The sequence below is a fragment of the Cohnella endophytica genome (assembly GCF_003628305.1).
Taxonomy (GTDB): Bacteria; Bacillota; Bacilli; order Paenibacillales; family Paenibacillaceae; genus Cohnella; species Cohnella endophytica.
On the sequence record NZ_RBZM01000001.1, the window covers coordinates 136,316 to 148,583 of the forward strand.

At 49.2% G+C, this 12,268-nt stretch carries 12 protein-coding genes; 10 read left to right on the forward strand and 2 right to left on the reverse strand.

Annotated features, from left to right (window positions below; all coding sequences use genetic code 11):
- Positions 1-55 precede the first annotated feature (55 nt).
- The 10 genes from D7Z26_RS00745 to D7Z26_RS00790 all read left to right on the forward strand — a co-directional run bounded on the left by D7Z26_RS00745 (position 56) and on the right by D7Z26_RS00790 (position 9,119).
- Positions 56-781: an ABC transporter ATP-binding protein gene (locus tag D7Z26_RS00745; RefSeq protein WP_120973819.1), complete on the forward strand. Its 726-nt coding sequence runs from the start codon at positions 56-58 to the stop codon at positions 779-781.
- Positions 778-1,845, forward strand: a complete 1,068-nt coding sequence (locus tag D7Z26_RS00750; protein ID WP_120973821.1) for an ABC transporter permease — start codon at positions 778-780, stop codon at positions 1,843-1,845. The genes D7Z26_RS00745 and D7Z26_RS00750 overlap by 4 nt, the downstream gene beginning before the upstream one ends.
- A 24-nt stretch (positions 1,846-1,869) precedes the next feature.
- Entirely contained in the window at positions 1,870-2,523 is a 654-nt protein-coding gene (locus tag D7Z26_RS00755; RefSeq protein WP_120973823.1) for a TetR/AcrR family transcriptional regulator, read from the forward strand.
- A 70-nt stretch (positions 2,524-2,593) separates the two neighbouring features.
- On the forward strand, positions 2,594-3,289 hold the full coding sequence (locus tag D7Z26_RS00760; protein WP_120973824.1) for a DUF3105 domain-containing protein: 696 nt from the start codon (positions 2,594-2,596) through the stop codon (positions 3,287-3,289).
- 279 nt (positions 3,290-3,568) lie between these two features.
- Positions 3,569-4,342, forward strand: coding sequence for a sortase B protein-sorting domain-containing protein (locus D7Z26_RS00765; RefSeq protein ID WP_120973826.1), 774 nt, complete (start codon positions 3,569-3,571; stop codon positions 4,340-4,342).
- A gap of 115 nt (positions 4,343-4,457) precedes the next feature.
- Positions 4,458-5,297: a class B sortase gene (gene srtB / locus D7Z26_RS00770; protein ID WP_120973828.1), complete on the forward strand. Its 840-nt coding sequence runs from the start codon at positions 4,458-4,460 to the stop codon at positions 5,295-5,297.
- A 129-nt stretch (positions 5,298-5,426) separates the two neighbouring features.
- Positions 5,427-6,713 (forward strand): VTT domain-containing protein, encoded by a 1,287-nt coding sequence (locus D7Z26_RS00775; protein ID WP_120973830.1) that lies wholly within the window; start codon positions 5,427-5,429, stop codon positions 6,711-6,713.
- 43 nt (positions 6,714-6,756) lie between these two features.
- Positions 6,757-6,939, forward strand: a complete 183-nt coding sequence (locus D7Z26_RS00780; protein ID WP_120973832.1) for a hypothetical protein — start codon at positions 6,757-6,759, stop codon at positions 6,937-6,939.
- A gap of 82 nt (positions 6,940-7,021) precedes the next feature.
- Positions 7,022-7,765, forward strand: coding sequence for a spermidine synthase (locus D7Z26_RS00785; protein WP_120973834.1), 744 nt, complete (start codon positions 7,022-7,024; stop codon positions 7,763-7,765).
- 64 nt (positions 7,766-7,829) lie between these two features.
- Entirely contained in the window at positions 7,830-9,119 is a 1,290-nt protein-coding gene (locus D7Z26_RS00790; protein ID WP_120973836.1) for a PQQ-binding-like beta-propeller repeat protein, read from the forward strand.
- A gap of 340 nt (positions 9,120-9,459) precedes the next feature.
- Here the strand turns inward: D7Z26_RS00790 and D7Z26_RS00800 are convergent, their stop codons facing one another.
- Both D7Z26_RS00800 and D7Z26_RS00805 read right to left on the reverse strand, forming a co-directional pair.
- Positions 9,460-10,986 carry an oligosaccharide flippase family protein gene (locus D7Z26_RS00800; protein ID WP_120973840.1) on the reverse strand — a complete coding sequence of 509 codons (1,527 nt, stop codon included), beginning with the start codon at positions 10,984-10,986 and terminating at the stop codon, positions 9,460-9,462.
- 98 nt (positions 10,987-11,084) lie between these two features.
- The gene (locus tag D7Z26_RS00805) at positions 11,085-12,224 is read right to left on the reverse strand and encodes an amidase domain-containing protein (RefSeq protein WP_233566538.1); all 1,140 of its coding nucleotides are present in this window, start codon (positions 12,222-12,224) and stop codon (positions 11,085-11,087) included.
- Positions 12,225-12,268 lie beyond the last annotated feature (44 nt).

Consider the following 12,268-nt stretch of genomic DNA (forward strand, 5'->3'; position numbering starts at 1 on the left):
ATCACTCACTTTTTATAAATGAGCAAGTTACTTGAGATCGGGAGGGAACGAAACGGTGGATCATACGGTACGGGTCGAGCAAGTCGGCAAACGTTACGGCAACAAGATCGTATTGGAGAAAGTGGATCTGACGATCGAACGGGGACAAATCTACGGCTTTATCGGTCCTTCGGGCGCGGGTAAGACGACGCTCGTGAAGATGCTCGTCGGGATGGAAACGGCGGACGAAGGAACGGTTACCGTCTTGGGCAAGAAGATGCCGAATCTACGAATGCTTCAAGAAATCGGCTATATGGCGCAATCCGACGCGTTATATACGGAATTGACGGGGGAAGAAAACCTGCGTTTCTTTGCTTCGCTGTTCAAGCTAAACAAGGAGGAGCAAAAGCAAAGAATCGCTTATGCGGCCGAACTCGTGAACTTAACGCCGGATCTGGCCAAGAAGGCAGGCGCATATTCCGGTGGAATGAAACGCAGATTGTCGCTGGCGATCGCCTTAATCCAGAATCCGCAAATCCTTATATTAGATGAACCGACCGTAGGCATCGATCCGGAGCTTCGATTATCGATCTGGAATGAACTCTTTAGATTAAAAAACGAGGAAGGGAAAACGATTATCGTGACGACGCATGTCATGGACGAAGCCGATAGATGCGATTATTTGGCGATGGTCAGGGAGGGACGCGTATTGGCGAATGGAACGCCCCGTCAATTGACGGAGCAATATGGCGTGAATACGCTCGAAGAAGTATTTTTGCGCGCGGGAGGTAAATCCAAATGAGGATCAACGCCCTAATTCAGCGGATTTGCCTTCAGATGATTCGGGACAAACGCACGCTTGCGTTGCTATTCGTGGCTCCCTTGTTGATCCTGTCGCTCATGTACGTCATGTTCAACGGCAGCGGCGATGCCGTTAAGCCGAAGCTTGGTGCGGTGAACGTGCCGGCTCCCGTATCGCAAGCATTGGCTCATGCCGATATCGAAGTCATTCCATATCACGACATGGATAAAGAAACGATCGTATCGGATAAGCTAGACGGTGCTTTAATCTCTAAGGACGGTCATTGGTCGCTCCTGCTGGAGAACGTAGATCCGACGGCAGCGAAAGCGATGCAGATGAAGGTCGGCCAGATCATGGCGGGTTTGCTGCTTCAGAACGGTCAACAAGGGAGCATGGACTTGTCGCAAGCTTCAAGCCTCCCCGTTGAATACGTGTACGGCAACGCCGATTCGACGTTCTTCGATGTTCTTAGCCCGATTCTGATCGGCTTCTTCGTCTTTTTCTTCGTCTTCCTGATCTCGGGAATCGGATTATTGCGAGAGCGCACGACGGGAACTTTGGAACGCCTCATGTCGACTCCGATTCGCAGAGGCGAGGTCATCACCGGTTACTTGACGGGATACGGACTATTCGCGGTCATCCAGACGGTTATCGTCGTCCTGTTCGCCGTCAACGTGCTCGACATCTCGCTCGTCGGTTCGATCTGGAACGTGCTGGTCATTAACCTGTTGCTCGCTTTGGTAGCTTTATCCTTAGGCATCTTGCTCTCGACGTTCGCGTCTTCGGAATTCCAGATGGTTCAATTCATTCCGGTCGTGGTCGTTCCGCAAGTGTTCTTCTCGGGTATCTTCGCGTTAGACGGGATGGCGGAGTGGCTACAAACGATCGCGAGAATCATGCCTCTCTATTACGCGGCGGATGCGCTGAAGGGCGTCATGTATAAAGGATACGGCTTCGGCGATATCATAGGCGACTTGCTCGTTCTTGTCTTATTCGTATTTGTTTTCATCGGGCTTAACGTCATCGCCCTGAAGAAATACCGTAAGCCCTCGGCCAGTAAATAAACTTAGCTAAGGAAGGAATGCCGCATGCCCCCCAGCAACATTCTGGATGCGATTATCGCTCAATCCAAGCTATCCAAGAAAGAAACCGCCAAGCAGCAAAAAATAGTCGAAGCGGCCATCGCGTTATTCGCGGAGAGAGGTTACGCGAATACGTCGACGAGCGAGATCGCGAAAAAGTCCGGCGTGGCGGAAGGAACTCTTTTCCGTCACTACGGGACGAAGGAAAATCTACTTCTGTCGGTTATCGTTCCGTTCCTCAAGGAATCGATTCCTTTTCTGGCGAAAGAGGTGTTCACCGACGTCAACCCTAGAAACTATAAGAGCTTCGAGCTGTTCATCGGAGCGTTGCTTCGGAATCGGATCGCATTCTTGAACGAGAATCAGGATATATTCCGCGTCGTGCTGAAAGAATTGCTCTATCGGGACGAGCTTCGCAACGAGTTGTTTCCACATCTGCAGAGCCAGTTGTTCTTTTTCCTTAACGATGCCCTAGAATGGTTCAAGGAGCTTGGACAATTGAAGGATTTGCCGAATCCCGTCCTTCTGAGACTGATCATGACTTCCGTCGCGAGTTACTTGGCGGTTCGTTATGTCCTTTCCCCGAACAGGGAAGCAGATGACGACGCGGAAGTGAAAACGATGGTCGATTTTATTACGGGCGGGGTAGGAAAAGACTAGGGTTTGTCTACTAAGAGAGCCTGAATTATAATAGAGAAAATAGGCTTATCGGGATTGGAGAGAACTCATCATGATTATCCTTGCGACTCTCGGAGCGATCTTGCTTGCGGTCGCCGTTATGTATTATTGGTCCGCGGCCAAGACAAACCGGGAGAACACGAGTCAATTAAAGAAAGATCAGAAAGCACAACTGAAAAAGAAACACCGCAAGACGAAAAATATCGCCCATGCTTTATTGGGCGCAGGGATCATTATGCTTTTAATTCCTCTCCTGCAGAACGCGTTCAACAAATACGACCTAAATTCTCTGAACGCCGACATCGCCATCGACGTTAAGACTGATAAGGACTACGGCAGGGGCCATACGGAAATGCCGGTAGACTACGAGATGAAAATTCCGACCTCGGGGACGCATAGCCCTCATGATCTGAAATTCGGTTTCTACGAGGAAAAACCGGCGACCGAGATGCTCGTTCACAACTTGGAACACGGCGACATCGAGATCAATTATCGTCCGAACGCCAGCAAGGAAACTCTCGATTCCATGCGCTACTTGACGCATTTTACGAGAGCCGGGGCGGGCGTGCTGGCCATCCCGAACGAAGATATTCCGGAAGGCAAAGAGGTCGTCGTAACGGCTTGGACGAAGACGATGGAGCTGACGAAGTACGACGAGAAGCAAATCGGCGTCTTCATGTACGAGTTCATGAACAAAGGACCGGAGCAAATACCGGCTAATATCCGTCGCGGCGGCGGAACGATGTAAGGGATCCATGCCGTTCGAGCGAAATAACCTATGCCCATGAGGCGTAGGTTATTTTCATTTTGTCCCATTTGTGAAAAAGTAGCGCCCTAGAGCCGTTTGCATAGGAATACGCACGATTTCCGTAGGAATGCAACTCACTATGAAACCGCTTTAGATTTAAGATGGTGGAGTAAACAAATTCCATTAATTACTAACCGAGAGGTGATGGTCGGTCCGTTGCGCGTAGTCTTTAAAAACGCATTTTATTGATTGTCTACAATTGATGAGGAGGCAGTTTCCATGACAAGCTTGTTGAAGAAAAAAGCTTTGAAACTCTCGGTATCTTTGCTCTTGATAGTCAATTTAATGTTCGTAGCGGGGCTCACCGCAATGGCGGCCTCCGACGATCTCGTATTCGATAATTACGATCGGGCGACGTTAGGGGATCTTGCCGGAGCCAAGGTCGGAGCGCAATGGACGGGCGGGGACGCGGGCAAGAGCGCGTCGATCGACGGCAATGCGCTGAAGCTGGAATACGCCAGCAAAGGCTGGTTCGGTACCGGCGGCGGAATCGACGCAAGCGGGTATAAGTACTTGAAGCTGACGATCAAAGGCGCTGCCGGCGGAGAAGGCGCGGACTTCGATCTGAACTATGCCGTAGGCGAGAACGTGAAGACGACCGGCAAATCGTTCGCCGATCTCTCCGGCGCCAAAATCTCCACAGATTATCAAGATATTTACGTAGATTTGGCTGCCAACAAAATCGACAAGGGCATCCAAGCGTTGCACTTCAACTTCCATGACGGAGCGCCTGCGGGCACGATCTGGATCGATTCGATTTCTTTCACGAATTCCAAAGGCGCCAAAGCCGACACACCGAAGGCCGACACACCGAAGGCCGATACTCCAAAAGCAGATACGCCTAAAGCCGATGGCGCAACAACTACCAAAGAAGCCAATCCGAAAACAGGCGATTCCTCCAATATGAACCTGTACGGTACGCTCGCTTTGATGTCAGGTTTGGCTGCCATCTTATTGATCGCTAGAGCAAGAAGAGCCGGTCGCAATAGCTAAGCTTGTAACGATAAAGACGAATAACATTGCAATCCGCATAAGCCATCATCGGCCTATGCGGATTGCCTTGCTACAAAGCTGCATATCATGACGGTCGCGGGAGGGGGGGCGGACATTGAAAAACAAAATGATCCATTATTCCTTGTTGACCGCGGCCATCGCCGTTTTCTTATTCGCCATCGTGAAGCTGTCGACGTATTACGCGGATGCCCATAGGAATAAGGAACAACTGCAGGAGGCTAGGCAACTGTATCGTCAGACGCAAGCAAAGGCGCCGCCGCCGATCCTATCCCCCGTAAATCAACCGAGAATTAACGAATTGTCGATTTCGAAGGATCCGATTTCCGTTCCGGCGACTGCTTCCGGCGAACCGCCCCAACCGATTGACCGTTCGATACAGGATCGTTTCAAACCCCTATTGGAGATTAACGCCGACGTCATCGGTTGGCTGCAAATCGCCGATACCGCGATCGATTATCCGGTCGTGCAATCGGAGGACAACGAATATTATTTAACGAAAGATTTGGATCGGAAGAACAACGTTAACGGCAGCATCTTCATGGATTACCGAAACGATATTGACATGCGCCAGAAGCATTGGATATTATACGGTCACAACATGAAAAACAAAACGATGTTCATGCCGCTTCTTCATTACGAAAGCAGATGGTTTTTCGAGAACCATTCCACGATAGAGTTCGATACCTTGTATGACAACCTGAAGTGGCAAGTATTCTCCGCGTATTTTACGAACGCGTCGGACGATTATTTGCAAACGGAATTCGATTCGGACGAACAATACGAAGCTTTCCTTCTGTCGCTGCAGAAAAAGTCATTGCACAAGACGGATATGACGTTAAGCGCAACGGACACGATTCTGACGCTGTCAACTTGTTCGAATACGCATGACGATGCTCGATTCGTCGTTCACGCTAGGTTAATTTCCGCTAAGTAACTTATGTCGATCCCAGAGCGCGTCGATTTTGGCGGGCTCTTTTTGCTATTCTTCGGGTATGGCGTTATTCTGATGTGTAAATAGATGTAGAAGTACAAGCCGGGAGCGGACAAGAGCGGAGGTTGCGGATTGAGTCATCTGACGGACTTGCTGGAGCAGTATGGTTACGGTGTATTATTTCTCGCGTTATTCTTGGAAATGTTGGCGTTGCCTCTTCCCGGCGAACTTCTAATGACCTATGCCGGGCTGATCGTATACCAAGGAAAGCTGAATTGGGTAATGTGCATTGTCGCGGGAGGAACAGGAACATCGCTTGGAATGACGGTTTCCTATTATATCGGTTACAGATTAGGTTATCCGTTCTTCGAGAAATACGGGTCGCGCGTTCACTTCGGTCCGGATAGGCTCAATAGCGTGTCGGTTTGGTTCGGACGTTACGGCAGCAAGATGCTGTTAATCTCTTATTATATTCCGGGCGTGCGACATCTGACGGGTTATTTCTCGGGCATCTCCCGAATGCCGTTCCGTCAATACGCCGTGCACGCGTATACCGGGGCGTTCTTATGGGTCGCGGTGTTCGTAACGATCGGAAAGCTATTCGGGAAAAAATGGGAGCAATATCACCATCTCTTGAGCCGTTATTTCATTATCGCCGGCATTATGGTTGCTGTCGTTTACCTGCTCGTGCTGTTCTATCGGAAAAACAAGCAAAGGATGAAGCTAGGATTGAATCTGTTGCTTCATCGGGGATTATTGCGTTATCATGCCGTAGGCCAAGTGAAGTTGATCGTCATCGGAGCCGGAATTACGCTGTTCGTCCTGTTTACCGTCATCATCGGATTAATTACGTTCGCGCTTCAGAGCGATCTCGCCCAGTTGGATGAAATGGGGACGTTTCTCGTTCGACAATTTTTCGGCGCCGATTGGACCAAGGCGATGGGTGGCTTAACCCTTGTCGCTTCTCCATGGGTGCTTTTCCCCGCCGTATTGCTAGCTTGCGCTTGGATCTGGTATAACGGCAAGGATGCGCCGCTTGAATTGGCGTTCTACGCGATCGTATTTGTCGGCGGGGAAGAGGTAGCCGAAGCGTGGGAGTATGTGTTCAGAATGCTCGGAATGACTCCGAATCTTACTTTGTTCCCGAGCTCGCAGTCTTGGCTGACGATTGTAGGTTATGGATTCGCGGCGTACTTGCTCGTACGTCATCATGCCCGGTGGTTGAACCAGATCGCCGCGGTGTTCTCCGTAACGGCTTGCTGCCTTGTATTCGGGATCAGCTTTATTTTCTTGGAGAGATTGCAACCGAGCGAAGTCGTTACCGGATTCTTGTTCGGCGGAGGATGGTTGGCTCTTAACATCGTCTGGCTGGAAATTTATCGGAGCTTGCAACGAGGGCAAGTCCCTGTGGTAGAATAAGGAAAGAGGTATAGAAACCTACGAAGCCGGAGGTGGATCGAACTTGGATCAAGATCAAGCGGAATTCACGGTCGAGTACCAAGACATGAACGGGATTCTCTATTACGAGATCGTTAGGGCGGCCGACATCGCCGGAGCCAAAGCCTTCATTAGCGGAAAATACCCGGAAGCGTTTATTCGAGCGGTTACGTTAACAGAGCCTGCGGAATTCGTAGAAACGGATTAATATTCCAAGTGAGAAGACCGCGCGAACGAGGCGGTCTTTTTTTGTGCATAGGTACGCGTTGATAAAAGGAGATCGAGAGGAAATGCAGGCTTTAGCGATTGAGAGCAGCCCTTACAATCAAGAAGTGACCGTCTTCGAGGTAAACCGGCTGTACGGGGAAACGGGTAGATTTCGATGCCTGAAGTTCGCGGACGAAGCGATTCAAGGAGCGATCGACTTAAACGAACCCGGACGAGTTGTTCTTCCTTACCAGAGGGCTTTGCTTCGGATAATGGAACTCATCGACCCCGCACACGAGAGCGCCTTCGTCATCGGTCATGGAATCGGAACGATTGCCGGACATTTATCGAGTAAGCGGATTAAAGTCGCGGAGATCGACGCGAACGTCGTCGCGCTAAGTCGCCGTTATTTCGATTATCGGGGCGACAATGTCGCCATTGGAGACGGACGCGAGATTCTAAGCAAAGAAGAGCCGAACTCATACGGTTATATCGTATTGGACGCGTTTAACAGCAAAGGGACTCCGCTTCATCTGACGACGACCGAATTTTTCGAAATCGCGTCCGAGAGACTTGCTCCCGGGGGCGCGTTCCTGCTGAACATCATGGGCAAAATCCATGGCGATAGATTAATCGACGCTATCCATTCGACGCTCCGGCTTACATACGAGAACGTCAGGGTTTTCGCCTTGCCCGCCGACCATAAATCGGAAGCTCGTAATCTGATCCTAATGGGCAGTCAGCGAGAGTACGATTTCCAACCGCAGGAAGCTGTCGGCGTAATTGAGGTTCAATTAGAACAAGGTCATATTAGAAGGGATGTCTAGAAACTTTTCTCATTGAGTGTACGTATAACCACTATCTGGTAAATAAGTAGTGGGAGTTGATCTTATGAAGAACCTTATAGCTAAACCCGTTTTTTTGAGTTGGTGCGTAATAGCCCTTGTCTGCGCTTTGACTCAGCCTGCTTTTGCAGAGGCACCGCATTCGTCATTCAAAGGGATGAACTGGACGTCCCCCGATACGACCTCTATCGTCCAAGCAAAATGGAGCGTCGCGATCGATGTTCCGAAAGATCCCGAAACAATTAATGCGGGCACGGTCGCGACCGGAGGCGGTAATGCGTACGTTTTCCAGAAAGGCAGCTTGCTCGCGATTGACGCGAAAACGGGCAAAACGTTGTGGACGTACGGGTCGAAACTAGCTTCTCCGATCGAATATGTCGCCGGGGTCGTATATACGCTCTCCGAAGACGGGTCATTGCATGCGATCGATGCGGCGAACGGGAAGAAGAAGTGGTCGACGACCGTCCGGACAAACGGAATCGCGAAGTTACTCGTTAACGGGGACAAGGTGTATGTCTACAACGGACATGTTCGGGCGTTCGACGCGAAGTCGGGAGCTTTGCTATGGACGGACGATTATCCTACTGAATTCATGTTCCGGGATATTGCTTTCGCTAACGGGAAAGTACTTGTGAGCACGGAGATTTCAGGTGCGTACATGTATGACACGCTTCTGGCATTCGACGATAATAACGGCCGTTTCGCCTGGGAAGCACGAAATGAAGGCAACACATTGAATGTCAAAGATAATCTGATTCTCGTGCAACGAACTTCGAGCATTTTCGATCAACTCAATAAAACGACCTTGGATACGATCGATCTGGCGACGGGAAAAGTCGTCAAGACGGTCGAATACAAGGAAGATGGCGAAGCCTGGATCGATTCCGGGCGCTTGTATATTTTTGCCGGCGGAATTGTTTATGCTTATCCGTTGGATGCCGACCCCTCTACGGTTACGAGGGACTCTTATCGGTCGGACAGCTCGTACAAGAACTACTGGGCCGGAGGTCCGGACGCGGGCAGAGTATTGTTCACCGACGGAGTCCACATTACGGGATCGAAGCTTGTCAACAAGTCGCTTGTGTATTACGGCTCGGCAGGAGCTCCGGGCGCTTCGATCGCCCGGTTCGACACGATCGGCAACGGGTTATACATCGCTTACTCGGATGGCAGGCTGGAAGCGAAAGATTTGATTACGGCCAAGAGAACGTTTATGCTGCAAATGCCGGGCAGAGTGTTCGGTCCGACTCAACGCGAAGCTGGCATGATCATCGTCCAATCGCAAGGAAGGGTCAGCGCCGTTCCTGAGCCTGCCCTTTTGAAGGGCACTAACTAAATCTTTGGGGAGGCTAATCCAGTCATGCAGCGGATAAAATTTATGTATAAACAATTCTTGAGAGAACCTCTATGGTTTAGATTGTTCATTTCTACGACTTTGCTTATTTCGATAATATTTAGCAGCTCGATCTTTACGAACGGGTACTATAAAAGTTACGCCAAATTAGCCGCGGCGATCTTTTTTTGTGCATATGGGATAAATATGCGTAGGAATGTTCGAATTTCCATCCTCTTTTTTGCTTTAGCCCTTGTTTGTATTTTTTTATCTTATAACAATTTCAAACTTGCAAATTAACATTGCCTGAATTGAAAAAAAAAGGATAAACTCGATCGATAAGCTATACGAATGATTTTAATCTGCCCCTTCCGGCCATAAAGAAGACGATACCCAGCAGGCTTAGCAGCATCGTTAAGAGTGCGTGTAGTGTTTTTGGCAGAAAGTCGATATCGATCTTTTGACCCAACCAATACAGAAGCATTGAGATCAGCGCTAAAACCATCGTATCGGCTACTATCGCATAGAAGCGAATGATCGAAGGGAACCGTTTTTTTAAGGCGATAAAGTTCCAAGATGCGGCCATAATTTCAAGCAGTACGATACCTATTGCCGCTCCGGTATAACCAAAACCGGGAATGGCCGATAAAAAGAAACTGGCGAACAGCGAAACCATTACGGCGAGAAGCAGTCCGTTGATCGGAACGCGTTTTAAATTGGCCGACCACAGTAAAGTCGTGGTCAGCTCGCGATTGCCGACGAAAAAAGGAACCATCGCTAAGTAACGGATTGCTTTTGAAGCGCCCGCATGGTTAAAGAGGATCATAGATAAAGGATCCGCGTAGAAAAACAAGAACAGGGCCATTCCGATTCCCCATAACCATGTTATTTCCATGGCCATTTTGGAACGATGCACAAAGCGTTCCGTATTCTGATTTTTCCAATCCGCTGCCACTTTCGTAGAGAGGGTGTAAGACAATACGGCGGTGAAAACGGTGGGTAAATAGACGATCGTTGCCGCCATCCCCGTAATTTCTCCGAAAACGGTAATGGCTTCTTCATAGGTCAACCCCGATATTTGCAGACGAAAGGGAATGATCAACGAATCCAGAAAATCGGAAAGCGGAACAATGATTCGGGTTGCGGAAATAACAAGCGCGGTTCCGATGAACAGCTTAAGTTCGTTCCGCTTGATTCGTAAGGATTTTACGTCCTTAGGGACGTTTATTTGTATCCGGGAAGTAGAAGAGGAACGCTTGGAGTTGTAAAAAAATACGACGCACAATAACAATAATGCGCAACTCGCTCCGCTAAAAGCTCCGAGAACGGCGCCGCCAACGGCAACGGGAGTACCCAACTGACTCCATGCGGCCGTAAGGACCAGCAAGACGACCATTCTTGCCGCTTGTTCGACTACCTCGGAAGAAGCTATCGTTTTATAATATTCCAAGCCTTGCAAATAACCTCTTAGAACGAAGAGTAGAGGAACCACGCACACGGCGGGCGAAATGCATCGAACGGCGAACGCGAGATCTGGGTTTCCCAAAGTACCGGCGACAAGGGGGGCGGAAAAGAAAATAAAAAAGCTCAAGCTTCCTCCCAAAAGCAGGCTGAAGATGAGCATGAACAAAAATAGGCGTCCTCCTAGTTCTCGATTTTTGGACGTAGTTAAGGCCAGCGCGGTAGGAAACCCTCCGGTGACAGCGGTAAAGACAAGCCCGTAAAAAGAATACGCGATTTGATACAACCCGACACCTTCGGCCCCCAAGATCCGGTATAAAGGAATTCTCCCCAGGAAACCGAGCAGCTTTACAAGAACGATCGCATTTAAACGGAAAGCCAACTGTTTGGCTAATAGAGAATAACCCATGATTTCACCTCAACGCATTCGGAAGCAATGTCCTCGTTCATCATTTTATGAGACGAGCTATTCCGGTATGAGTTGATCGATGAATATTCCCCTCTTATTTAATCCCTAATATGAATTAATTGATATTTGGTATGTTGGTCCCAGCCCAAATCGAAAGGCACTCTATGACGATCTGCCGTATGGGAATTAACCAACGGATAGCCGTAGTCGTCATATCCCACCAAAATGCCAAAGTGGTCCACATCCTCGCCATGCAGCACGTAGGCGATTAAATCGCCTGGCTTCAATTCTCCGATTGCGCCGTAGGGGTACTTCTCGCTTGGTCGAATGATTTCATCGAACGTCCCGCTGGCAATGAAGCGCGCGTAACCGGAAGTTTGAAGAAATTTACGGAATCGATCCGTTTGCACCCAGGGATGACTCCCGCCTGAGTTAAACCAATATCGCCAGTTGGAAGTCATTGGCAGGCCGCCGCCTTCAATCGGATCCCCAATGACCTGCGAGGCAAAATTAGTACAGTCCCCTCCCAAGGAGGTGTAATCTCGATACTTCCTATTGTAGCGGTTTTTGTTCCCTGCGCCCCAGGCAGTACCCGCGTATTTATTGGCATAAGCTAAAGCAAGATCGCGGCGATAATTTCCTTTTCCTTTATTCGGATTTGAAGTTCTCGCATAGTTAAGGATTTGAGGATTCGGAAAGCTCTCATCCGATTTGGAAATCAAATTCGGATTTTCGTTAAGCGGATCGGAATACCATTCCCGCAGAACATGCCAGTGTCCGTTCTTTTTCGTTAACGTTAGGGCATGTCGCGTTCCTACACCGAAGGATTGTTGAAAAGCAAACGGTTCATAAGCGTACTCTAACTTCTGGGAAAGCATTACCGATACTTTGACGTGTTCCCCCTCGAAACGAATGCGGGGAACGCGAATATGACTTTCCGCGCGCATAAAGAGAAGCTTTCTTTGATCGGCCCAAGCATGGATATATTCTTTTCGTATTATTTCTTGTTTTAACGCGTTCATGCTTGATTTTTCGGCGGAGAGATAATAACGATCGAGCATGGTATCGTCATTGCTAATCAGAAATCGGGAACGGGCGTCAAATAATTCGCGAAGATAATTAACGACCTCGACTTCTGTTTTCGATTCGGGCTCGGTAGCGTTCGCTACGCGGTATGTATTCCATGCGAAACAAATGAGGACGAACGCCGCGACGAACCGTTTAGTCAATAAGTACACTCCTCTCGCCCCCTAGGGAATAATGATGAGTATGTTCTCCGCGA